The following is a 22,264-nucleotide window of genomic DNA, read 5'->3' as shown; positions in this document are numbered from 1 at the left end:
GCCTAGTGCCCGCCGCCGGTACAGGCCGCCGAACACGGCCGCCGGAGAGGGGTCCCGGCCGGCGGGGAGAATTAGTCGTTGTTCTTGCGGAGCGCTTCAGTCAGCACCCGGGCGGCATTGCAGACGACTTCGGCATGCAGCCGGCCCGGCTGGCGGGTCAGCCGCTCTATCGGACCTGAAATGGAAACAGCGGCAATAACCCGGCCGGACGGGCCCCGCACAGGGGCCGAAACGGAGGCGACCCCCGGCTCGCGTTCGCCGAGGCTCTGGCCCCAGCCCCGGCGTCGTACTCCTGCCAGGACGGTGGGCGTGAAGCGCGCCGCCTGCAGTCCTTCGAGCAGCCGGTCGTGGTCCTCCCAGGCCAGCAGCACCTGGGCGGCGGAGCCGGCCTTCATGGAAAGCTGCGTACCAACGGGGATGGTGTCGCGGAGCCCGATGGGGCGTTCGGCCGACGCAACGCATACGCGCCAGTCACCCTGCCGCCGGAAGATCTGGGCGCTCTCCCCGGTTGCGTCGCGCAGCTGCATCAGGACCGGTCCCGCGGAGGCGATCAGCCTGTCCTCGCCGGCGGCGGAGGCGAGCTCCACCAAGCGGCTGCCCAGCACGAAGCGGCCCTGGATGTCGCGGCTGACAAGCCGGTGGTGAACCAGGGCCAGGGCAAGCCTGTGCACAGTCGGCCGCGCCAGTCCGGTGGCCGCCACCAGCTGCGCCAGGGTGGTGGGCCCGGCCTCGAGTGCGTCAAGCACATGGGCCGCTTTATCGATGACGCCGACGCCACTAGAATTGTCCATGTAATGATATTGCCGTCTCAATATCTGAGATGCAAATCATTTGGCTGGCGTATTACGCGGGCGTGCTGGTTCAGTGGATGTAAACAGCCAACAGCAGTGAAGGGAGATGGCCATGGCAAAGACATTGGCCGAGAAGGTCTGGGACGCGCACGTGGTGCGCAAAGGCGACGGCGAAGGTGCCAACGCCCAGCCGGACCTCCTCTACATCGACCTTCACCTGGTGCACGAAGTCACGTCACCGCAGGCCTTCGAAGGTCTCCGCCTGGCAGGCCGCCCGCTGCGCCGCCCGGACCTCACCATCGCCACCGAGGACCACAACACCCCCACGCTGGACATCGACAAGCCTATCGCCGATCTCACCAGCCGGACCCAGATCCAGACCCTCCGCAACAACTGTGCGGAATTCGGCGTCCGCCTGCATTCCCTGGGCGACGCAGAGCAGGGAATCGTCCACGTGGTGGGCCCGCAGCTCGGGCTCACCCAGCCCGGCATGACGGTGGTGTGCGGCGACTCGCACACCTCCACGCACGGAGCCTTCGGCGCACTGGCCATGGGAATCGGCACGTCCGAGGTGGAGCATGTCATGGCCACCCAGACGCTGTCCCTGAAGCCGTTCAAGACCATGGCGATCAATGTCGAGGGGACGCTGCGTCCCGGCGTGTCGGCGAAGGACATCATCCTCGCGGTCATCGCAAAGATCGGCACCGGCGGCGGGCAGGGCTACGTCCTTGAGTACCGCGGCTCCGCGATCCGCGCGCTGTCCATGGAAGCCCGGATGACCATCTGCAACATGTCCATTGAGGCCGGGGCCCGCGCCGGCCTGGTGGCGCCGGACCAGACCACCTACGACTACATGTTCGGACGTCCGCACGCACCGCAGGGCGCCGAGTGGGACGCCGCCGTCGAATACTGGAACACACTGCGCTCCGAGGACGACGCGACATTCGACGTCGAGGTGGACCTCGACGCCGATACGCTGGAGCCGTTCGTGACCTGGGGGACCAACCCCGGCCAGGGCGTGTCCCTGTCCGCCAAGGTGCCCTCACCCGAGGACTTCGGCGATGAAAACGCCAAGGCCGCGGCGGAACGGGCGCTGCAGTACATGGGCCTGGAAGCCGGCACCCCGATGAAGGACATCCGGGTGGACACTGTCTTCCTGGGCTCCTGCACCAACTCGCGGATGGAGGACCTGCGTGCTGCGGCGGACATCATCCGCGGACGCACCAAGGACCCGAACATCCGCATGCTCGTGGTTCCGGGCTCGGCCCGCGTCCGGCTCGAAGCGGAAGCCGAGGGCCTGGACAAGGTCTTCAAGGACTTCGGCGCCGAATGGCGTTTTGCCGGCTGCTCCATGTGCCTGGGCATGAACCCGGACCAGCTGGAGCCGGGCGAACGCTGTGCCTCCACATCCAACCGCAACTTCGAGGGGCGCCAGGGCAAGGGCGGCCGCACGCACCTCGTCTCGCCGGTGGTGGCAGCAGCCACGGCCGTCCGCGGGACGCTCAGTTCGCCGTCGGACCTTGATCCGGCTCCCGAAACCGCCGCCATCCGCATCGACGCAGCCTAGGAGTCCGCCATGGAAAAGTTCAGCACCCACACCGGGATCGGCGTACCGCTGCGCCAAAGCAACGTGGACACCGACCAGATCATCCCCGCCGTCTACCTCAAGCGCATCACCCGCACAGGCTTCGAAGACGCACTGTTCGCGGCATGGCGCAAGGACCCGGCGTTCATCCTGAACCAGGAACCGTTCAACGCCGGCTCCGTCCTCGTGGCCGGGCCGGACTTCGGCACCGGGTCGTCCCGGGAGCACGCTGTGTGGGCCCTGAAGGATTACGGCTTCAAGACCGTCCTGTCCTCCCGGTTCGCCGATATCTTCCGCGGCAACTCCGGCAAGCAGGGCCTCCTGGCCGCTGAAGTGGCCCAGGATGACATTGAACTCATCTGGAAGGTCCTGGAGAACGCGCCCGGCACCGAAGTGACCGTGGACCTCGTCTCGAAGACCGTGACGTGCGGCAACGTGGTGGCGCCGTTCGAGATCGACGATTACACACGGTGGCGCCTCCTGGAAGGCCTGGACGACATCGGGCTGACGCTCCAGCACGAGGAAGACATCACGGCCTACGAGGCCACCAGGCCCGCCTTCAAGCCGAAGACGCTGCCTGCACGGCTGTCCTAGGCAGGACGCGCCCGCCGCCGCAATCCGGGTCCGCGCAGCGCCGTTCCTGGCCCGCCGTGGGCCCGGTCCGGGTCGTGCCGGCCCCTTCGACAGGCGTGCCGTATTTCAGATCGGTAACGCAAGCTCCTATGCTTAGCTGGAGCCTTTGTAAGGATTTGGGGGCGAGAAGTCGTGAGGAAACCGGTATATGAGTAGTGTTTTGACAATCCGCGGAGGCGTCCCGCTGACTGGACGTGTCACCGTTCGCGGGGCCAAGAACCTTGTCCCCAAGGCCATGGTGGCCGCCCTGCTGGGCAATGAGCCGTCCGTGCTGCGCAACGTCCCTGAAATCAAGGACGTCGAGGTTGTCACCAGCCTGCTCCAGCTCCACGGCGTCACCGTCGAAAAGGACCCGGTTACGGGGGACCTGACCCTGGATCCGAAGGGCGCCAAGACCGCATCCAGCACCGCGATCGACGCCCACGCCGGCGACTCCAGGATTCCCATCCTGCTGTGCGGGCCCCTGATCCACGCCATCGGCGAGGCGTTCATTCCCGACCTGGGCGGCTGCAAGATCGGTGACCGCCCCATCGACTACCACTTGAACGTCCTTCGCCAGTTCGGGGCCGTCGTCGAGAAGCGTCCGGGCGGCATCCACATTTCCGCGCCCAAGGGACTCCAGGGCGCGAAGATCTCCCTGCCGTACCCGTCAGTGGGAGCCACCGAGCAGGTACTCCTCAGCGCCACACGCGCCGAAGGCATTACGGAGCTTTCCGGTGCCGCCACGGAACCGGAAATCATCGACCTCATTGCCGTGCTGCAGAAGATGGGCGCGATCATCAGCGTCCAGACGGACCGCACCATCCGGATTGAAGGCGTGAAGGACCTCGGCGGCTACAACCACCGTGCCCTCTCGGACCGCAACGAATCCGCCTCCTGGGCATCCGCCGCGCTCGTGACCCGGGGAGACATCTTCGTCGAGGGCGCTTCCCAGCGCGACATGATGACCTTCCTGAACACCTACCGCAAAGTGGGCGGCGGAATGGACATCGGTGAGGACGGCATCCGTTTCTACCACCGCGGCGGCAAACTGAACCCGCTCGTCCTGGAAACCGACGTGCACCCGGGGTTCATGACGGACTGGCAGCAACCCCTTGTCGTGGCCCTGACCCAGGCCGAGGGTGTGTCCATCGTCCACGAGACCGTCTACGAGAACCGTTTCGGCTTCACGGACGCGCTCATCCGGATGGGCGCCAACATCCAGGTGCACCGGGAATGCCTCGGCAGCGTGCCGTGCCGCTTCGGACAGCGCAACTTCCTGCACTCGGCCGTCATCTCCGGGCCCACGCAGCTCAAAGGCACTGACATCGACGTTCCGGACCTCCGGGGCGGTTTCAGCCACCTCATAGCCGCACTTGCCGCCACCGGCACGTCCCGGGTGACCGGAATCGACATCATCAACCGCGGCTATGAGCGCTTCACCGAGAAGCTCGCCGGCCTGGGCGCCGATTTCGACATCACCTCAGCCAAGTAACGGGGTTCCAGTGAAGGAAACGGCCAAGAGCCGCATCACCTTTGTCATCGTCGCCGGGATCGTCAGGCCCGTGATGAACGTGCTCATGAACAAGAAGTGGGAAGGTCTGGAAAAGCTTCCGGCGGGCGGCTTCATCGCCGCCCCCAACCACTGCACGGAGATCGACCCGCTGGTCATCGGGCACATGCTGTACAACCAGAAGCGGATGCCGCATTTCCTTGCCAAGGGCGGACTCTTCAAAGTTCCGGTCCTCGGCTTCGTGCTGCGCGCTACCAAGCAGATTCCGGTGGAACGCTCGACGGCGGGTGCCAACCGTTCGCTGAACGTCGCCAGGGAAGTGGTGGACGAAGGCGGTGCCATCATCATCTACCCTGAGGGCACGCTGACCCGGGACCCCGGGCTGTGGCCCATGAAGGGGCACACGGGCGCTGCCAGGATGGCCCTGGAAAGCGGCATCCCGGTTGTCCCCATGGCCCACTGGGGAGCCCACCATGTTTTCCCGCGCTATGCGGAGCGCTTCCATATTTTGCCCCGAAGGACTTCCAGGGTCCTGGTGGGCGATCCCGTGGACCTCAGTGCTTTTGAAGGCCGGCCGCTGGACAAGGCCACGCTGACGGCTGCCACCGCCGTCATCATGGATGCCATCACCGTGCTGCTGGCCACCCTGCGTTCGGAACAACCTCCCGCGGAGCGGTGGGACCCGGCCGCCCACAACCAGAGCACACACGGACGCAACATCGATCGGCCCGGCACATGACCCCTGAACAGACCGCAGCGGGCTCAGCGACGTCCGTCGCCGTCCTCGGCGCCGGCTCCTGGGGCACCACCTTTGCCAAGATCCTCGCGGACGCGGCCACGGCATCCGGTGTCCAGCGGAGCATCCGGCTCTGGGGACGGCGCAGTGAGGTTGTCGAGCAGATCAACACCGCCCACAGGAACCCGCAGTACCTCAAGGACATCGACCTGCCCCACAGCATCACGGCTTCCACTGACGTGGCGGAAGTGCTCGCGGGGGCCGAGCTGGTGGTGCTGGCAGTTCCGGCGCAGTCCCTGCGGCTGCAGCTGCGGGAGTGGCGGCCCCTGATATCGCCGGACGCCTTTGTGGTCTCCCTCATGAAGGGCCTGGAACTTAGTTCGGATGCCCGCATGAGCGAAGTCATCTGCGAGGAACTGGGCATCAAAGCGGACCGGATTGCCGTGGTGTCCGGACCGAACCTTGCCATGGAAATTGCCCGTGAGGAACCCACCGCGTCGGTGGTGGCCTGTTCGGACGCTGAAGTGTCGGCATGGATCGCCCGCACCTGCACTGCACCGTATTTCCGCCCGTACACCACCACTGACGTCGTCGGCGTGGAAATCGGCGGCATCGTGAAGAACATCATCGCCCTCGCTGTGGGTATCTGCGAAGGCAAGAGCATGGGCGACAACACGAAGGCTTCTGTCATTACCCGGGGCCTCGCGGAAACATCCAGGCTCGCCCTGGCCCTCGGCGGGGAAGCGCAGACTATGGCCGGACTGGCCGGCCTGGGGGACCTCGTGGCCACCTGCTCCTCGCCGCTGTCCCGGAACCACACCGCCGGACGCCTGCTCGGCAAGGGGCTGACCCTGGAACAGGTGACCGCGGAAATGACCCAGACGGCCGAAGGTATCAAATCCGGCCAGGCCGTGCATGAACTCGCCGGAAAGCTAGGCGTCGAAATGCCTATCACGGCGGCGGTGGTCGCGGTGCTGGCCGGAAAATTGTCCGTTGACGAACTGGGACCGCTGCTGCTGGCCCGGGACCTGAAATCCGAAGGCGATTACTGACTGTGTTGGAAGAACAAGTGAACAAAGTCGCCGGGTCCGGCCACGCCAAACCCCGCGTCGCCGTATTGTTCGGGGGCCGTTCCAGCGAACATGCCGTCAGCTGCGTGACGGCCGCGGGCGTCCTCGGCGCGATCGACTACGACAAGTACGACGTGATCCCCATCGGTATCGCCAGGACCGGCCAGTGGGTGCTGGCGTCGGGGGACACCCGGCAATGGTCACTTTCGGCCTCCTCGCTTCCTGAGGTGGCGCCGTCGGACCGTACGGTAACGCTCGCCGAAATCGGCGGAGAACACCAGCTGATCGTGGCTTCACCGAACGAGGTTCCGCAGGAACTCGGCACCGTGGACGTTGTCTTCCCGCTGCTCCACGGCCCGTTCGGGGAGGACGGCACCATCCAGGGTTTGCTTGAACTGTCGGACACCCGCTACGTCGGCGCCGGTGTCCTGGCCTCCGCCGTGGGTATGGACAAGCATTACATGAAGGTCGTCTTCGAAGCCGCCGGCCTGCAGGTGGGGCCCTACATCGCAGTGACGGACCGCCAGTGGGTCACGGACCCTGAATCGGTCCGCAAACGGGTTGACCTGCTGGGGTATCCCGTCTTCGTCAAGCCCGCCCGGGCCGGATCCTCCATGGGCATCTCCAAGGTGGACTCACTGGAAGGCCTGGACCCGGCCATTGAAGCCGCCCGCGAGCATGATCTCAAACTGGTGATCGAAGCCGGAATAGTCGGCCGCGAAATTGAGTGCGCCGTGCTCGAAGGCCGCGGCACGGAGCCGCCGCGGACCTCCATGCCGGGAGAGATCGCGGTGGCGCCGGGGGAGCACGAGTTCTATGACTTCAATGCAAAGTACGTGGAGGACGACGCCGCCTCGCTGAGCTGCCCGGCCGACATCCCCGATGAGGCAATTGCCCGGGTCCGGGAGCTGGCCGCCGCCGCGTTCGACGCTGTCGGGGCCGAGGGCCTGAGCCGGGTGGACTTCTTCTACACTCCGGACGGCGAACTGATCATCAACGAGATCAACACCATGCCCGGCTTCACGCCGAAAAGCATGTACCCGCAGATGTGGGCCGCCTCCGGGCTGGGCTACGCGGAACTCATCGATGAACTGATCTACCTGGCGCTGAACCGGAAGACCGGGCTCCGCTAGCCGCCGTCGCGGCCCGCCGCCGCTAGCCGCCGTCGCGGCCGGCCGCCGCTAGCGGCCGCCGTCGCGGCCGGCGGCCACCGCTAGCGGCCGGCGTCGCGGCCAGCCGCCGCCGTCGTGTTACTGGCTATTGCCCGGTGGGCAGGTTCTGCAGCTCTTCCTGGCCCACGCAGTTCCTGGTGGCCTTGATCTTCCCGGCCGCCGCCGAGAGTTCAGCCAGAACGGTGGCGGAACTGATCTGGTCCGGGTCCATCAGGATCTCAGTGGCCGGTTCGCGGCCGAAGGTGGTCAGCGTCCATACCGGGTCGCCTTCCTTGATGACCCAGTCGATGCCGTTGACGCTCACGCAACGGTCGGTGGTGGGACCGGGAACATTGACGCCGCAGCGCAGGATCACCTTGGACGGATCGCCCCAGGCAGCGGTTGCCTGGCTGTTGGTCTTCCGCAGCCCCGCATCACCCATGGTGTCCGGAAGGGCCACCATCATGGGGGCGCAGGCAGGGTTGGCCGCATCCTTGGCCGGTGCCACATCCACCACCGGGGCGCATCCGCTGAGGGCCAGCACCGCTACCGCCGCCGCCGCTGCCGGCAGGAGAAGCGAACGGAGGGAAAGCGGAGTGCGGAGCTGGTGCATTGTTTAAGCCTATCCCGGCTGGATGTCTGTCCCGGACTGTAGCGTAGTGGTGTGCCTGAATCTCACCTCACCGTCGCCGGACTTTCCGAATCCCAACTCCTGGCCAGGATTTTCCCCCGCCTGAACAACGGACCCGCGGAGGGTGCGGCGCTTCTGCTTGGGCCCGGGGACGACGCCGCCATCGTGGCAGCCCCGGACGGCCGGACGCTGATCAGCATTGACACCCAGGTGGTGGACCAGGACTTCCGGCTGCTGTGGCGCAACGGATACCGGACCACAGGATTCGACGTCGGCTGGAAGGCCGCGGCGCAGAACCTCAGCGACATCAACGCCATGGGTGCGCGGTCCACCTCCATGGTGGTGAGCCTGACCCTGCCGCCGGACACGCCGGTTTCCTGGGTGGAGGATTTCGCGGACGGACTCTCGCATGCCATCCGCGACCTTGGCGCCGCCGGGTGTTCCGTGGCCGGCGGGGACCTGGGCCGGGGCCGCGAATTGGCCGTGACGGTGGCCATTCTGGGCACCTTGGACGGCCGGGAGCCCGTGCTGCGCTCGGGTGCCCGCCCTGGACACACCGTTGCCCTGGCCGGGACGGCGGGGCTCGCCGCAGCAGGTCTTGCCCTGCTTGAGTCCGAGGTCGGCGTTGAACTGTTGACGCCGGAGCTGCGAACCATCATGGACAGGCAATGCAGGCCGCTGCCGCCGCTGGCTGCCGGGCCGGCAGCACTCGCCGCCGGGGCCTCGTCGATGCTGGACATATCGGATGGACTGGTCCGAGACGGCGGGCGCCTGGCCGCCGCCAGCGGCGTCGTCCTGGACCTCGATCCCGCTGCGTTGAAGCAACTCACAGAGCCGCTGGCCGCGGCCGCCGACGCAGTGGGCGGGGACCCCATGGACTGGGTGCTCGGCGGCGGGGAAGACCATGGACTCCTGGCCACATTCCCGGCGGACGTTCAGCTGCCCCGGGGTTTCGCTGCGATAGGCTCAGTAGAAGCCCCTGCAGCAACGGAAGGCACGGGCGTGAAGATAGCGGGCCGGCCCGCGGACACTGTGGGATGGGATCACTTTGCAGACTAAGATTGCCGCCAACGCGCAAGCGATGAAGCGGTGGTTGGGCAAGGCCGAAACAGCGCTCGGGAACCACAGCGACCGCCTCAACGCCATCAACATTTTTCCGGTGGCTGACGGCGATACCGGCACCAACCTCTACCTGACGGTCCGCGCCGCGGCACAGGCCCTCAATAGTCCATCCGACGCCGCCTCCGCGCGGCAGTCCGGGGGGATGCCCGGCCAGCAGGACGTCGGCGCCGTGCTCGCCCTGGCCGGGCAGGCCGCAATGGAGCAGGCCCGCGGCAACTCGGGAACGTTGTTCTCAGTGTTCCTGTGCGCCGCCGCGGAGCCCTTGGCCGGGCACACCCGCCTCAGCTCACCATTGCTGGCGGCAGCCCTCAACCGTGCCCAGATCCGGGCCTGGTCCGCCCTGAGCGATCCCGTTCCGGGGACCATGCTCTCGGTCATGGAGGCGGCAGCGCGGGCCGCTGCAGGAGTGGACGCAGACCAGAACGGCGACGACAGCAACCATGTGTTGGGGCTTGCCCTGGATGCAGCGGTCGAGGCTGCCCTCGACGCCGTGGTCCGGACGGAGGACCAACTGGCAGCCCTGCACGAGGCCCACGTCGTTGATGCCGGCGGGGTGGGGATGCTCCTCATCCTGGACTGCCTGCGTTCTGCGGTGCTCGGCGAAGAACTTCAAAGCGAGATGCTGGACGGCCTGCACGGCTACGACGTCCAGGATCCCCACATCCACACGGACATGCCCGACGACGACGGCGTGGAGGTCATGTGCACCATCAGCCTCTCGCCCCTGGATGCGGCCACGCTGCGCCAGCGGCTGGACGAGATGGGCGATTCGGTGATCATGAGCCAGGTGGGTGGTGCAACGGACGCCGACGGAAAGTACCGCTGGCGCGTGCACGTCCATGTCCCGGCACCTGAACCGGCCGTCGAATTGATCGGTTCCCTCGGAGAGCCCACCGAAATTTCGGTCAGCCAGCTTGCCCTGCCCCGGGACCCCGGCGGACATGAACGCTGAGCTGGATCTGGGCCTGGAACGCCGCATCGGCAAAAGGTCCGCGGCCGTCATTGAAAAACACCTGGGCATCACCACCGTCGGCGGCCTCCTCAACTACTTTCCGCGCCGGTACCTCAACCGCGGTGAGCTGACGCCCATCAGCGAGGTTCCGCTGGATGAGGACGTCACCCTGATTGCGCGTGTCGTGTCCAGCAGCACCCGGGCCATGCGTGCGCGCCGCGGCACCCTGACCGACGTCGTCATCACCGACGACGCCGGCACCCTGAAAGTCAGCTTTTTCAACGGATTCCGTGCCAAGGCGGAGCTGCTCCCGGGGCGCCGGGCCATTTTCTCAGGCAAGGTCACGCGGTACGCCGGCAGCCTGAGCCTCACCAATCCTGATTTCCAGCTTCTGGACGAGGACCCGGACATTCCGGGGATGGATCCGGAGCAGCTGGCCGCCATGCCCATCCCGGTCTACCCGGCCACGGCCAAGCTCACCAGCTGGTCCATCCAGAAAGTCATCTCCACCCTGCTGGACACCGTTGACCTCGAACAACTGGACGACCCCCTGCCGGCCGAGGTCTCGGCGCGGGAGAAGTTCCTGCCGGCCGCCGAGGCCTACCGCCTCATCCACGCCCCGCAGGTGCCCGGCGACTGGCAGCGGGCCCGGGACCGCTTCAGGTACCAGGAGGCCCTCGTCCTGCAGTCTGCGCTCGCGCGGCGCCGGGCCCAGCTGGCGGCCGAGGAAGCCACTGCCCGCCGGCCGGTCACCGGCGGACTGCTGACGGCGTTCGACCGCCAGCTGCCCTTTACCCTCACCGCCGGGCAGGGCGCCGTCGGAAAGACCCTCGCGGAGGAACTTTCACAGGACAGCCCCATGAACCGGCTCCTCCAGGGCGAGGTGGGGTCCGGCAAAACCATCGTTGCCCTGCGCGCCATGCTTCAGGTGGTTGACGCCGGCGGACAGGCCGCCCTGCTGGCTCCCACGGAGGTTCTGGCTGCGCAGCACTACGAATCCATCCGCCGGACGCTCGGTCCGCTGTCGCGCGACGGACTCCTGGGCGGATCAGGTCCCGACGCCGTCCAGGTCACGCTGCTCACCGGTTCCATGCCCACCGCTGCCCGCAGGCAGGCCATGCTGGACGCGGCGTCAGGCACCGCCGGGATCGTGATCGGCACGCACGCGCTGCTAAGCGACAATGTGTCCTTTTACGACCTCGGGCTGATCGTTGTTGATGAACAGCACCGCTTCGGAGTGGAGCAGCGCGACGCACTCCGGGCGAAGGCCAGCAAACCGCCGCACCTGCTGGTCATGACTGCCACGCCCATTCCGCGGACGGTGGCCATGACTGTGTTCGGCGACCTCGAAACATCGGTGCTGGACGAACTCCCCGCCGGCCGGGCCCCGATCTCCACCCACGTGGTGGGACTCGCCGAAAATCCGGGCTGGGCAGGCCGCATCTGGTCCAGGTCCCGGGAAGAGATCGATGCCGGCCACCAGGTTTACGTGGTGTGCCCCAAAATCGGAGAGGACGACGACGGCGACTTCAGCCCCGGGGAAGCGGAGCCGTCAGCCGCGGACCTGGAAGGCGACGGACCGGCCCGGGAGCTGGCGTCCGTCACAGCCGTCGTCGAACATCTCCAGGACGAACCGGCCCTGGCCGGCGTTGCCCTGGCACCGCTGCATGGCAGGCAGGATCCCGTCCTGAAGTCCGCAACCATGGCATCGTTTACGGCGAATGAGACGAAGCTGCTGGTGTCCACCACCGTGATCGAGGTGGGCGTCGATGTCCACAACGCCACGCTGATGGTCATCCTCGACGCCGACAGGTTCGGAATATCCCAGCTTCACCAGCTTCGCGGACGGGTGGGCCGGGGCGGGCTGCCCGGCACCTGCCTCCTGGTGACCACCCTGGAACCCGGCCACCCCAGCCGGCGCCGGCTCGACGCCGTGGCGGCCACCACCGACGGCTTCGAGCTGTCGCAGGAGGACCTGAAACTGCGGCGCGAGGGCGACATCCTCGGTGCCTCGCAGTCCGGCGGGCGGTCAGCGCTGAAGCTGTTGCGCGTCCTGGAACATGAAGCCGTCATTGCGAAGGCCCGCCAGGATGCCCAGCAGATTGTGGCCCGGGATCCGGACCTGGCGGAGCACTCCGCGCTCGCGGAAGCAATTGAAGAGTATTTGAACCCCGAAAAGGAGGCATTCCTTGAGCGTGGCTAGTAGTTGGCGCAGGGCTGTAAGCGGCAGGAAGGCGCTCCGATGACTCGCATTATCGCGGGTGCAGGCGGCGGCATGCCGCTGGCCAGCGTGCCAGGTTCCATGACCCGCCCCACCACTGACCGCGTCAAGGAAGCACTCTTTTCACGGCTTGAGGCGTTCAATGTGGTGGCGGGCGCCCGTGTCCTTGACCTCTACGCGGGCTCCGGTGCGCTGGGCGTGGAAAGTGCCAGCCGCGGGGCGGAGACCGTTGACCTCGTGGAGTTCGACGGCAAAGCCAGTGAGGTCTGCCAGCGCAATGCGGACCTCGTGAACGGGGCAGTCGGCCGCAAAGTGGTGTCTGTCCACCGTTCACGGGTGGAGTCCTTCCTCGAAAGAACCGTGCCGGGCACCGTGTGGGACCTCGCGTTCCTGGACCCGCCGTATCCGCTGGACGAGCCCGCCATGGGCGGGGTGCTGGAAGAGCTGTCGCCCTATCTGGCCGAGGGCGCGGTCGTGGTCGTGGAGCGGTCATCCCGCAGCCCGGAGCCGTCGTGGCCGGCGTCGCTGGAACGGTTCGCCGAGAAGAAATACGGCGAAACCAAGCTATGGTTCGCCGAACCCGTGGGCGGGGGCAGCTGACTAGCCTGAGAGCGCGTCGAGGTCCACGCCCGCCAGTACCGTGGCGGGGTGCGGGCCACGGGCGGTCAGTGCTGTGGTCCATTCCGCAGGCCACGGACCCTGGGTGCCGGTGAGGATGATGTTGCCGGGATACCGGCCGGCGAACATGCCGGACTCCGCGAACGCGGCAACGCCGTGCATGGCTTGCCGCAGCGCTGCCACCTGGCTCCTGACCAGTGTGAGACCCGGCTCATCGCCCACGTTGACCACCAGGACTCCGCGCGATGTCAGCTTTGCCGCTGCCTCCTCGTAGAACCCGGTGCAGGCGATGTGCTCCGGCGCCTCCGGCCCGGAGAAGATATCCAGGATCACGACGTCGAAACGCAGGTCCGCCGGCAGTTCCGCCAAAGCGTCGCGGGCGTCGCCGATCAGCGTGTGCAGCACCGTTCCTTCGGGCATCGGCAGCTGCTGCAGGACGAAGTCCAGCAGTTCGCGCTCGAGCTCGACGGCGTACTGTACGGACCCTGGCCGGGTCGCCTGGATGTAACGGGCGAGCGTTAGGGCTCCGGCGCCAAGATGAAGTGCGCTGACGGGCTCTCCGGCGGGGGCGGCCAGATCCACCACATGGCCGATCCGGCGGAGGTACTCGTAAAATATTTCGCCCGGTTCGGCGAGGTTCACATGGGACTGCTCAGCCCCGCCGATGCTCAGTACGTACGCCCCCTCGGTGAAGGCATCCGCTTCAATCGTTGCGTGCTGGCCGGTGGTCCGGAGGAACCGGGACCCTGCCGCTGGCCGTGCAGGCACCGTCACAGCCTGTCCCGGAGCGTCGCGAGCCGCGATGCCGCCTCTTCGAGGACCGATGTCTTCTTGCAGAAGGCGAAGCGGAGCAGGCTGCGGGTCCGCTCGGCCCCCTCAGGGTGGCAGAAGACGGGCACCGGAATGGCGGCGACTCCCACCAGCTCCGGAAGCCGCCGTGCCAGGTCCACTGAATCGGAGATCCCCAGGGGCGCAGTGTCCACATTCACAAAATAGGTTCCCTGCGGTGTGAAGACGTCCAGGCCGGCGGCCTTGAGCCCCTCGCTGAGGATGTCCCGCTTGCGCCGCAGGGTTTCGGAGATTCCCGTGTAGAAGTCGTCGGGCAGGGCGAGCCCGACGGCGATGGCGCCCTGGAACGGCGTGCCGGAGCTGTAGCTCAGGAACTGCTTGACCGTCCTGATGGCGGACACGAGGTGTTCCGGCCCGCTGAGCCAGCCGATCTTCCACCCGGTGAAGGAGAACGTCTTGCCTGCGGAGGATATGGTGACGGTCCGCCCGGCAGCCCCCGGGAGGCTGGCCACGGGGATGTGCCGTTCCCCGAACGTCAGGTGCTCGTACACCTCATCGGTGATGATCACGGCGTCGTGCTTCGCGGCGAGTTCGACGACGCGCTGAAGCACCTCACGCGGAAAAACCGCGCCGGTGGGGTTGTGCGGGTTGTTGATGAGCACCACTTTGGTGCGGCTGCTGAAGGCCGCCTCCAGGGCAGCCATGTCCGGCATGAAATCCGGGGCGAGCAGCGGAGCAGTCACATGCGTGCCGCCGGCCAGCCCGATCATGGCGCCGTAGGAGTCGTAGAACGGTTCGAAGGTGAGCACCTCGTCACCGTGCTCCACCAAGGCCAGCAACGACGCCGCGATGGCTTCGGTGGCGCCGGTGGTCACGATGATCTCTGTCTCCGGGTCCGGCGCCAGTCCGTAGAACCGCTGCTGGTGTGCCGAGATGGCCTCCCTGAGGGGAAGGATGCCCTTGCCCGGGGCGTACTGGTTGGCGCCGGCGGCGATTGCGGCCTGTGCCGCCGCTTTGATCTCCGCGGGGCCGTCCTCGTCGGGGAAGCCCTGGCCAAGGTTGATGGCGCCGGTTCGGGCCGCGAGGGTGGTCATCTCCTCGAAGATGGTGACGCCCAGGGTGCCGTTGGGTGCCAGCAGGTTGGCTCCCGACGCTGCCCGCTGCCACGGTGCCGGAACTGTTGTGCTCACTGTTTGCCTGCCTGTCGCTTGGTTACGGGGTTTTCAGCCCGACCGGTGAATTTTTCCATGCCCGCGTAGATCCGGAAGACCCGTCCGCCGATGAAATCCCATGCCCGCACCGGGAGGATTCCCCGCAGGACTTTGCCAAGGTTGGCCGTCGCCGGAGCGATCAGCAGCGGGCGGCCCGCCGCCATCGCCCGCCAGGCCCGCCGGACGGCGTCATCGGGAGTCATGAGGGGAGTGAGCAACGGGCCGCGGGCACCGGCGAACATCCCGGTGGAAATGTAGCCCGGGCAGAACGTTGTGACCCGGAGATGCCGGTAGCCCTCCTGCTCCAGTTCGATCCGCAGGGAGTCGCTCCAGCCCAGCACGGCCCATTTGGATGCCGCGTAAACACTCATCCTCGGGTTTGACACTGTGCCGGCCGCAGAGGCGATGTTCAGGATGCGGCGGGGACGCCCGCCGTCGGCCATCATGTCCGGAAGGAACGCCAGGGTGACGTACATCGGCGCCAACGCGTTGACGTCCATGGTCAATGCGATGTCAGGTCCTGGCCGGTGGTCCCAAAACAGGGCGCCGCGCACGATTCCTGCATTGTTAATAAGGAGCGCGAGTGCGCCTTCCGCCCTGCACTCCCGCGCGGCCTCGGCGATGGCTGCCCGGTCCGCTAGATCCACCCGGCGGGCAACGGCACGGGCGCCGAGCGCAGTAACTTCGCGCGCAACGCCTTCCAGTCCGCCGCCGTCCACATCCCACAGGATCACCACTGCGGCGCCGTCGCGGGCGGCGCGGAGGGCGTGCAGCCGGCCCATGCCCATGGCGGCGCCGGTGACAAGAACCACGCCCCCTGCAACGGTGAAGGGAATGTTCGACTCGGGCATCCAGTCATGTTATCCCGCTCCGCGTATGCGGTAGGTTCGGAACATGAGACGTGCCGTATGCCCAGGCTCCTTCGACCCCATCCACAACGGCCACCTGGAAGTCATCGCCAGGGCTGCCGGGCTGTTTGACGAGGTCATTGTGGCGGTGTCCACCAACTACAACAAGAAATACCGCTTCACGTTGGAAGAGCGCATAGACATGGCGCGTGAGACCCTGGCGTCGCTGCGCGGAATCGTGGTGGAGCCGGTGGGGGAGGGACTGCTGGCCGAATACTGCAGGCAGCGGGGCGTATCCGCCATCGTGAAGGGCCTGCGCTCCTCGTCGGACTTCGACTATGAGCTGCCGATGGCAACCATGAACCGGCAGCTCAGCGGTGTGGAAACGGTCTTCCTTCCCACCGAGGGCCACTACCTCCACCTGTCGTCAACGCTTATCAAGGAAGTCTTTACCCTGGGCGGCAACGTGTCGGATTATGTGCCCCGGTCGGTACTGAAACGCCTGCTGGCGGGCGAGTCGTCGTCGGATTAGCCCGGCAGAGGGTAGGCTTGACCGGTACGCGACGGCCCTGCCGGTTTTGCGGCCCATTCCCTGTTTGTCCCGCGGTGCTGAACCGTGCGCCTTGCAGCCGGTTTGAGTCCATCCGGAAGATCAGGCTAAGATAGTACGTCGGTCATATGTTCAACAGGAGTTCTCATTAAACGAGATGCTAGTTCGCCCTTGGCGTTCGACGTCAAGGACCTCGGACGCAGTCCGGGGAGCATGCGGACGCTGACGGAACATGTACCCGCACCAAGTGACCTTGGTGTGGCACTCATTGGCGTGCAGGAAGGCTCGGATGTCGAGCTGGATCTGCGGCTGGAGGCCGTACACGAAGGAATTCTGGTATCAGGAACCGCCCACGTCGAAGTAACCGGCGAGTGCGGGCGATGCCTGGATCCCCTTGCGTATGACCTTGAGGTCAATGTGCAAGAACTTTTCTTCTACGAGGACTCCCAGTTCTCCGCCGGAGAAGACGAAGAAGAGCAATATCGAATCGAGCACGATTTAATCGATCTTGAGCCGGTGTTGCGGGACGCAGTTGTAACCATGCTGCCGTTCCAGCCGGTGTGCCGGGAAGACTGCCAGGGCCTTTGTTCCGAATGCGGAATACGCCTGGAAGACGAGCCGGGGCATCACCACGAGGTCGTAGATCCTCGCTGGGCCGCCCTAGCTGACTTGGCTAAGCCTGACCGGCAAAATTGATTTGTAAGTGTTTTTCTAGAGAGAAATGAGTTAGCCGTGGCTGTCCCGAAGCGGAAAATGTCTCGCTCGAATACCCGCGCCCGCCGCTCCCAGTGGAAGGCAACTGCCCCCCACCTGGTGAAGACCGTTGAGAACGGCCAGGTCACCTACAGCCTGCCGCACCAGGCAAAGGTCGTTACCGACTCGGCTGGCACTGCGCTGTTCCTTGAGTACAAGGGCCGCAAGGTCGCGGACGTCTAATCGGCCCACTGGCTGAACATGACGTCTTCAACTGAAGAGCTTTTGAAGCGTCTCGGTGTCTCAATTGACGCCGGGACGCTTCGTCTTGCTCTGACACATCGTTCGTATGCCTACGAAAACGGCGGCATACCCACCAACGAGCGCCTTGAGTTCCTGGGGGATTCCATCCTGGGCTTCTCCGTGACAGATGCCCTGTACCGTGACAACCCCGCCCTGCCTGAGGGTGACCTCGCGAAGCGGCGTTCAGCCGTGGTGAGTACCAGGGCACTTGCCGGAATCGGCCGCAGCCTGGGCATTGGTGACTACATTTACCTGGGGCAGGGCGAAAAGCTCACCGACGGTAAAAACAAGGCATCAATCCTCGCCGACACCATGGAGGCGCTCATTGGTGCCACCTACGTGTCCAACGACATCGAGACTGCACGTCAGCTCGTCATGCGGCTGATCGGTCCGCTGCTTCAGGACGCTGCCGCCCTGGGTGCAGGCACCGACTGGAAAACCAGCATCCAGGAGCTGGCGGCCAGCCGCCAGCTGGGCAGTATCTACTACGCCGTGGAGGGTTCAGGCCCGGACCACGCGCGCACCTTCGTGGCCGTGCTCCGCATCGGCGGAACCGACTACGGGCAGGGTGCCGGACGCTCCAAGAAGGAAGCCGAGCAGGAAGCTGCCGCTGACGCCTGGCGGAAGCTATCGGCTGCCGTTACGGCGAGCCTTCCGGCGGAATCCGAAGCCGGCCTCTAGGTCTTCCGTGCCTGAACTGCCGGAAGTCGAAGTTGTCCGCCGCGGCCTGGTGAGCTGGGTCCGCGGCAGGACAATCACCTCCGTTGACGTCCTGGATCCGCGCTCCATCCGCCGGCACGCGCTCGGCGCCGAAGACTTTGCCGGGAACCTCGAAGGCGCCCTGGTCCTGGACGTGGTGCGCCGCGGGAAGTTCCTCTGGCTTCCGCTCGAGGAGGCCGCAGCAGAAGGAACGGGCCGTGACGTCGACGGGACAGTCAGCGCCGGGACAGGCGGGTCCGGGCGGCCGGCGGTTGCCCTCATGGCACACCTGGGCATGAGCGGCCAGCTCCTGATGCAGGATTCCGGCGTTCCGGACGAAAAGCACCTGAAGATCCGGCTGCGGCTCAGCCCGGCTGACGGCATGCCGGAACAGCTCAGGTTCGTGGACCAGCGCATCTTCGGCGGGCTGTTCGTCACGTCGCTGGTGCCGACTTCCGATGGCGGACCCGGCGGCCTCGGGGAGCTTCCTTCACCGGTCATCGCCGAAGAGGCCGCCCACATCGCGCGGGATCCCCTGGACCCGAATTTTTCCTTTGACACTTTCTACCGCCGGCTCCGGCTCCGGCGCACGGGGCTCAAACGTGCGCTCCTGGACCAGGGGCTGGTCTCCGGCATCGGCAACATATACGCCGACGAGGCCCTGTGGCGGGCACGCCTGCACTACGCACGGCCTACCGACACGCTCCGCCGCGCCGAAGCGCTCAGGGTTCTGGACGCAGCGCGTGAGGTCATGCTGGACGCCCTTGCCGCCGGCGGAACCAGCTTCGATTCCCTCTACGTCAACGTCAACGGCGCCTCCGGGTACTTTGACCGGTCCCTCAACGCCTATGGCCGGGAAAAGCAGGAGTGCAAGCGGTGCGCTGCTGCAGGGATAGTGAGCCTTATGAAGCGCGAACAGTTCATGAACCGGTCCTCGTACACCTGCCCCGTCTGCCAGCCGCGTCCCCGCAACGGCCGGTGGTGAGCGGGGAAATCCAAGTACCGCCACTCTACCGAAACCGACTTTCCCGGTGCCAGACTGTGCCCAGGGCAGCCTCGGCTGCCGAATAGCAGGCGCGTTGGTCTTCAACGCCTGAACGGGAGGCTGGGGCCCATGATTGCGAAGAAGCTTGTCATCGCGGGGGTGAGTGTTGCGGCGGTGCTGGGCGGTGCCGCTGTGGTGCTTGACCAGATGGCAGGGGCGCCGGACGTCAGTCCGGGTACTTCATCCAGCACCGCCGCCCCGGGTCCGGCCGGCGCCGGCGGTTCCGAACCGCCGGGAGTTCCCCCCGCGGCGACACTGGCTACTCCAGGAACGGCGGCGGGCGGCGGGGACGGGACTGTCCCTGGCTCCGGGGAATCACCGGGAAGTAAGGCGCCGGGTTCCGGCGTACGGGAAGTTCTTCCCCCTGTGGCAGCGGCCCCCTCCGGGCTTCCGAAGCAGTCCCCGCCGGTGGCCCTGGTCAGCAGGCCTTTGCCGCCCACAGCCTCTGCCCAGGGCAAGATCGTAGCGGGCTTCCCCGAGGCTTCCTTGCCGTTCCCGGACGGGACCGTTGTGGTCTCCACGGCCGTATCCGCGGCTGATAGCGTCCTCCAGGTGACGGCTGATGCTATCTCGGGGGCCAGCCAGGACTCGGTGATGGGTCATTTCCAGCAGCAGCTCGCACCGCTCAGCTTCTGGTCCGAGGAAGCCCCCGCCGCGGAGGGACAGCGGTCGGTCCGCTTCGTCAGGGGCGCTGATTCAGTGACCCTGACCACCTCGACGACGGGCACGGGCAGCACCCGTTTCATGTTGCTCGGCAACCTTCACACGGCTGAGGGGTAGCGGCCATGTACATTTCGGTCTCGGATCGGAACGGCGGCAAGAAGGATGAACTGCCGGCAGCGGACGATCCCGCGGTGCCTCGACCGGCATTCCGCCTGTCGCCCGTTATCCTCTGGCTCGGCGTCGTCAGCATGTTCACCGATGTCTCGTCCGAATCGGTGTCCGCCGTCCTTCCCCTGTACATCACCGGATTCCTCGGCCTGTCCGCCATTGCCTTCGGGATCCTTGATGGAATCAACCAGGGTGCCAGCGCCGTTGTCCGAATCGCCGCAGGGTGGGCGGCGGACCGCAGCGGGCATCCAAAACACATAGCCCTCGCCGGTTATGGCCTCTCCATGGTCGCCAGGATCGGCTTTCTCTTCGCCGGAGGCTTCTGGGCGCTGACGGCCATCGTTACCGGTGACCGGATAGGCAAGGGCATCCGCACGGCACCGCGGGACGCCCTTATTACCGTTTCAGCCCAGCCCGAGTATCTTGCGCGCCACTTCGGAGTCCACCGCATGCTGGACAACATCGGCGCGGCGACAGGACCGCTGTTGGCGTTTTTCATCCTCATGCTCATCCCCAACGGGTACGGGACCCTTTTCGTGGTCTCCCTTGCCTTTGCGGTGATCGGTGTCGCCGCCCTCGCCCTGCTGGTGCCCAACCTGAAGACGGGCAACCCGGAGGGGACCGCGACAGAACGGCGGCCCGGCCCGGTCTTCGTCTTTCGCTGGAGCCTGCTGCGGGAACCCGGGCTGGGCCGGCTGCTCATTACGTCGGGGCTTCTTGGACTGCTCACCGTAGGGGATGGATTCATATACCTCGTTCTACAGGCGCGTGACTCCTTTGCCGTGCAGTGGTTTCCGCTGCTCTACGTTGGCACGAACGTCATCTTCCTCATTCTTGCGATCCCGCTGGGAAGACTGGCGGACCGGTGGGGGAAAGCCAAAGTCTTCGTGGCCGGTCATGCGGCACTCCTGCTGTGCTACTTCCTGGCGGCCGCACCGCTCGGCGGATTCGGGCCCACGCTGGCCTGCCTGGTCCTGCTCGGCGCCTTCTATGCCGCAACTGACGGTGTGCTGGCCGCACTGGCCAGCCAACTTAGTCCGCCGGAGAAACTTGCCACCGGGATCGGCGCCGCCCAGACCGTCGTTGCGCTGAGCCGCATGGCCGCGTCGGCCGGCTTCGGCGTTCTGTGGTTCGCGCTCGGGCCAGCAACGGCAATGCTGGTGGTGGGCGGCTGCCTCGTCGTCGCCGTACCGGTCTCCCTTCTGATCCTGCGGGCGGGCACACACGAAAGGCAGGCAGCTTGAGTTCCGCGGGCGGCAGGAAGCGCTGGCTTATCCTGCTGGTCATCACCGCGGTGGTCCTTGCCGGTGCCGGTGCCTATGCTGCTGTTGCCTTCCAGCGCTACCAGGACAGCCGCGCGGCCGCCTCCGCCGTCAGCGTGGCTACCGGCGTCGCCCTTCCCACCGTGGCGTTTGTCCTGTTCCGCAATACTGCGGCCGGACAGGGTTACGGCATGGCCGGCACCGTGCCCCTGGACACACCGTCGGGCCGGCGGTCCCTGGCGGGCGAGCCCTGCGACAGGGTTTATGGCAATGCCCGGACCCTTGTCTGCCTGAAGACAAACCGCGGGCTGGTGACCAACTTCGAGGCAGTGCTACTGGACCGGGAATGGCACCCGACCGGTCGCTGGGCACTGCCCGGGATCCCCAGCCGGACCCGTATGAGCGCTGATGGCTCGCTGGTGGGCACAACAGTGTTTGTCTCCGGCCACTCCTACAGCGCCGCAGGCTTTTCCACCGAGACCACCATCAGCCGGACCGACGGCAGCGCCGGAACAGGCAGCCTGGAAGGTTTCGCCCTCATGGTCAACGGAACGCAGGTGACGGCCGCGGACCGGAACATCTGGGGCATCACTTTCGTTCGCGGTGATGCTGACGCGTTCTACGCCACTGCGGCGTCATCGGGACGGATCTGGCTCGTGAAGGGCAGCATTTCCGCCCGGACGCTGACGGCCGTCCATGACGGCGTCGAGTGCCCGTCGCTCTCGCCCGACGGAACCCGCGTCGCATACAAGAAGAACACCGGGACACCCCTGGCCGCCCATTGGAAGGTCGCTGTCCTTGACCTGGCCAGCGGAAGCGAAACAGTTCTTTCCGAGCCACGCAGCGTTGATGACCAGATCGAATGGCTGGATGACGCAACGCTGCTCTACGGTCTGCCGCGTGAAGGCGCCGAGGGCGATAGCGACATCTGGCAGATCAAGGCGGATCCCGCCGCCCGCGCGACAATCTACATCGAGCACGCCTGGTCGCCGTCAGTGGTGCGCTAACGCCGGGCCGGGCGGGGCCGGAAT

General features: G+C 66.3%; 23 protein-coding genes. 18 read left to right on the top strand and 5 right to left on the bottom strand.

The window, feature by feature from the left end; all coding sequences use genetic code 11:
* Positions 1–71: 71 nt before the first annotated feature.
* Positions 72–791 carry an IclR family transcriptional regulator gene (locus tag RW112_RS01255; RefSeq protein WP_011692361.1) on the bottom strand — a complete coding sequence of 240 codons (720 nt, stop codon included), beginning with the start codon at positions 789–791 and terminating at the stop codon, positions 72–74.
* Positions 792–903: 112 nt separating this feature from the next.
* Here RW112_RS01255 and leuC point away from each other — a divergent pair, with 112 nt between their 5' ends.
* The 6 genes from leuC (at position 904) to RW112_RS01225 (ending at position 7,440) form a co-directional block, all read left to right on the top strand.
* Positions 904–2,358, top strand: a complete 1,455-nt coding sequence (gene leuC / locus RW112_RS01250; RefSeq protein ID WP_317780074.1) for a 3-isopropylmalate dehydratase large subunit — start codon at positions 904–906, stop codon at positions 2,356–2,358.
* Positions 2,359–2,367: 9 nt separating this feature from the next.
* A complete protein-coding gene (gene leuD / locus RW112_RS01245) occupies positions 2,368–2,970 on the top strand; it encodes a 3-isopropylmalate dehydratase small subunit (RefSeq protein ID WP_317780073.1) in 603 nt (200 codons plus the stop codon).
* A 187-nt stretch (positions 2,971–3,157) separates the two neighbouring features.
* Complete coding sequence (gene murA, locus RW112_RS01240; RefSeq protein WP_028271630.1) at positions 3,158–4,483, top strand: UDP-N-acetylglucosamine 1-carboxyvinyltransferase; 1,326 nt, start codon at positions 3,158–3,160, stop codon at positions 4,481–4,483.
* 10 nt (positions 4,484–4,493) lie between these two features.
* Positions 4,494–5,240 (top strand): lysophospholipid acyltransferase family protein, encoded by a 747-nt coding sequence (locus tag RW112_RS01235; protein WP_317780072.1) that lies wholly within the window; start codon positions 4,494–4,496, stop codon positions 5,238–5,240.
* The gene (locus RW112_RS01230) at positions 5,237–6,289 is read left to right on the top strand and encodes an NAD(P)H-dependent glycerol-3-phosphate dehydrogenase (RefSeq protein ID WP_305941394.1); all 1,053 of its coding nucleotides are present in this window, start codon (positions 5,237–5,239) and stop codon (positions 6,287–6,289) included. Before RW112_RS01235 ends, RW112_RS01230 begins: the two co-directional genes overlap by 4 nt.
* A 2-nt stretch (positions 6,290–6,291) precedes the next feature.
* On the top strand, positions 6,292–7,440 hold the full coding sequence (locus RW112_RS01225; RefSeq protein WP_317780071.1) for a D-alanine--D-alanine ligase family protein: 1,149 nt from the start codon (positions 6,292–6,294) through the stop codon (positions 7,438–7,440).
* Positions 7,441–7,564: 124 nt separating this feature from the next.
* Here RW112_RS01225 and RW112_RS01220 read toward each other — a convergent pair whose 3' ends face one another.
* Positions 7,565–8,071: a DUF3515 domain-containing protein gene (locus RW112_RS01220; RefSeq protein ID WP_317780070.1), complete on the bottom strand. Its 507-nt coding sequence runs from the start codon at positions 8,069–8,071 to the stop codon at positions 7,565–7,567.
* A gap of 51 nt (positions 8,072–8,122) precedes the next feature.
* Here RW112_RS01220 and thiL point away from each other — a divergent pair, with 51 nt between their 5' ends.
* Genes thiL through rsmD form a run of 4 tightly spaced genes read left to right on the top strand, consistent with a single transcriptional unit; the run spans position 8,123 to position 12,984 of the window.
* Positions 8,123–9,148 (top strand): thiamine-phosphate kinase, encoded by a 1,026-nt coding sequence (gene thiL, locus RW112_RS01215; RefSeq protein ID WP_317780069.1) that lies wholly within the window; start codon positions 8,123–8,125, stop codon positions 9,146–9,148.
* A gap of 22 nt (positions 9,149–9,170) precedes the next feature.
* On the top strand, positions 9,171–10,163 hold the full coding sequence (locus RW112_RS01210; protein WP_317780803.1) for a DAK2 domain-containing protein: 993 nt from the start codon (positions 9,171–9,173) through the stop codon (positions 10,161–10,163).
* The gene (locus RW112_RS01205; protein WP_317780068.1) at positions 10,153–12,366 is read left to right on the top strand and encodes an ATP-dependent DNA helicase RecG; all 2,214 of its coding nucleotides are present in this window, start codon (positions 10,153–10,155) and stop codon (positions 12,364–12,366) included. Before RW112_RS01210 ends, RW112_RS01205 begins: the two co-directional genes overlap by 11 nt.
* 39 nt (positions 12,367–12,405) lie before the next feature.
* Positions 12,406–12,984 (top strand): 16S rRNA (guanine(966)-N(2))-methyltransferase RsmD, encoded by a 579-nt coding sequence (gene rsmD / locus RW112_RS01200; RefSeq protein WP_317780067.1) that lies wholly within the window; start codon positions 12,406–12,408, stop codon positions 12,982–12,984.
* On the opposite strand, the gene RW112_RS01195 is transcribed toward rsmD, so the two are convergent.
* Genes RW112_RS01195 through RW112_RS01185 form a run of 3 tightly spaced genes read right to left on the bottom strand, consistent with a single transcriptional unit; the run spans position 12,985 to position 15,853 of the window.
* Entirely contained in the window at positions 12,985–13,770 is a 786-nt protein-coding gene (locus RW112_RS01195) for a fused MFS/spermidine synthase (RefSeq protein WP_317780066.1), read from the bottom strand.
* 2 nt (positions 13,771–13,772) lie between these two features.
* Positions 13,773–14,981 carry an aminotransferase class I/II-fold pyridoxal phosphate-dependent enzyme gene (locus tag RW112_RS01190; RefSeq protein ID WP_317780065.1) on the bottom strand — a complete coding sequence of 403 codons (1,209 nt, stop codon included), beginning with the start codon at positions 14,979–14,981 and terminating at the stop codon, positions 13,773–13,775.
* The gene (locus RW112_RS01185; RefSeq protein ID WP_317780064.1) at positions 14,978–15,853 is read right to left on the bottom strand and encodes an SDR family NAD(P)-dependent oxidoreductase; all 876 of its coding nucleotides are present in this window, start codon (positions 15,851–15,853) and stop codon (positions 14,978–14,980) included. Before RW112_RS01185 ends, RW112_RS01190 begins: the two co-directional genes overlap by 4 nt.
* A gap of 43 nt (positions 15,854–15,896) precedes the next feature.
* Between RW112_RS01185 and coaD the strand changes: the two genes are divergently transcribed.
* The 8 genes from coaD (at position 15,897) to RW112_RS01145 (ending at position 22,240) form a co-directional block, all read left to right on the top strand.
* Positions 15,897–16,382: a pantetheine-phosphate adenylyltransferase gene (gene coaD, locus RW112_RS01180; RefSeq protein ID WP_305941385.1), complete on the top strand. Its 486-nt coding sequence runs from the start codon at positions 15,897–15,899 to the stop codon at positions 16,380–16,382.
* A 189-nt stretch (positions 16,383–16,571) separates the two neighbouring features.
* A complete protein-coding gene (locus RW112_RS01175; protein WP_317780063.1) occupies positions 16,572–17,096 on the top strand; it encodes a DUF177 domain-containing protein in 525 nt (174 codons plus the stop codon).
* A 36-nt stretch (positions 17,097–17,132) separates the two neighbouring features.
* A complete protein-coding gene (rpmF, locus tag RW112_RS01170) occupies positions 17,133–17,336 on the top strand; it encodes a 50S ribosomal protein L32 (protein WP_009356569.1) in 204 nt (67 codons plus the stop codon).
* A gap of 18 nt (positions 17,337–17,354) precedes the next feature.
* On the top strand, positions 17,355–18,077 hold the full coding sequence (rnc, locus tag RW112_RS01165; RefSeq protein WP_305941383.1) for a ribonuclease III: 723 nt from the start codon (positions 17,355–17,357) through the stop codon (positions 18,075–18,077).
* A 7-nt stretch (positions 18,078–18,084) separates the two neighbouring features.
* Positions 18,085–19,080 (top strand): bifunctional DNA-formamidopyrimidine glycosylase/DNA-(apurinic or apyrimidinic site) lyase, encoded by a 996-nt coding sequence (mutM, locus tag RW112_RS01160; protein WP_317780062.1) that lies wholly within the window; start codon positions 18,085–18,087, stop codon positions 19,078–19,080.
* A gap of 129 nt (positions 19,081–19,209) precedes the next feature.
* Positions 19,210–19,920 carry a hypothetical protein gene (locus tag RW112_RS01155; RefSeq protein ID WP_317780061.1) on the top strand — a complete coding sequence of 237 codons (711 nt, stop codon included), beginning with the start codon at positions 19,210–19,212 and terminating at the stop codon, positions 19,918–19,920.
* A gap of 5 nt (positions 19,921–19,925) precedes the next feature.
* Positions 19,926–21,215 carry an MFS transporter gene (locus RW112_RS01150; RefSeq protein WP_317780060.1) on the top strand — a complete coding sequence of 430 codons (1,290 nt, stop codon included), beginning with the start codon at positions 19,926–19,928 and terminating at the stop codon, positions 21,213–21,215.
* Entirely contained in the window at positions 21,212–22,240 is a 1,029-nt protein-coding gene (locus RW112_RS01145; RefSeq protein ID WP_317780059.1) for a hypothetical protein, read from the top strand. Before RW112_RS01150 ends, RW112_RS01145 begins: the two co-directional genes overlap by 4 nt.
* Positions 22,241–22,264: the final 24 nt, after the last annotated feature.

The sequence above is a fragment of the Arthrobacter sp. B10-11 genome, assembly GCF_033142195.1.
GTDB lineage: Bacteria > Actinomycetota > Actinomycetes > Actinomycetales > Micrococcaceae > Arthrobacter > Arthrobacter oryzae_C.
Note: the sequence above shows the minus strand (reverse complement) of the source record. Positions and strands in the feature narration are given on the sequence as shown.

Bases quoted from the DNA above. Each gene is read 5' to 3' on its own strand.
- RW112_RS01255 (WP_011692361.1), bottom strand. From the start codon at position 791: ATGGACAATTCTAGTGGCGTCGGCGTCATCGATAAAGCGGCCCATGTG.
- rnc (WP_305941383.1), top strand. From the start codon at position 17,355: ATGACGTCTTCAACTGAAGAGCTTTTGAAGCGTCTCGGTGTCTCAATT.
- RW112_RS01205 (WP_317780068.1), top strand. From the start codon at position 10,153: ATGAACGCTGAGCTGGATCTGGGCCTGGAACGCCGCATCGGCAAAAGG.
- leuD (WP_317780073.1), top strand. From the start codon at position 2,368: ATGGAAAAGTTCAGCACCCACACCGGGATCGGCGTACCGCTGCGCCAA.
- RW112_RS01210 (WP_317780803.1), top strand. From the start codon at position 9,171: ATGAAGCGGTGGTTGGGCAAGGCCGAAACAGCGCTCGGGAACCACAGC.
- murA (WP_028271630.1), top strand. From the start codon at position 3,158: ATGAGTAGTGTTTTGACAATCCGCGGAGGCGTCCCGCTGACTGGACGT.
- RW112_RS01150 (WP_317780060.1), top strand. From the start codon at position 19,926: ATGTACATTTCGGTCTCGGATCGGAACGGCGGCAAGAAGGATGAACTG.
- leuC (WP_317780074.1), top strand. From the start codon at position 904: ATGGCAAAGACATTGGCCGAGAAGGTCTGGGACGCGCACGTGGTGCGC.
- RW112_RS01220 (WP_317780070.1), bottom strand. From the start codon at position 8,071: ATGCACCAGCTCCGCACTCCGCTTTCCCTCCGTTCGCTTCTCCTGCCG.
- RW112_RS01230 (WP_305941394.1), top strand. From the start codon at position 5,237: ATGACCCCTGAACAGACCGCAGCGGGCTCAGCGACGTCCGTCGCCGTC.
- RW112_RS01185 (WP_317780064.1), bottom strand. From the start codon at position 15,853: ATGCCCGAGTCGAACATTCCCTTCACCGTTGCAGGGGGCGTGGTTCTT.
- coaD (WP_305941385.1), top strand. From the start codon at position 15,897: ATGAGACGTGCCGTATGCCCAGGCTCCTTCGACCCCATCCACAACGGC.
- RW112_RS01155 (WP_317780061.1), top strand. From the start codon at position 19,210: ATGATTGCGAAGAAGCTTGTCATCGCGGGGGTGAGTGTTGCGGCGGTG.
- rsmD (WP_317780067.1), top strand. From the start codon at position 12,406: ATGACTCGCATTATCGCGGGTGCAGGCGGCGGCATGCCGCTGGCCAGC.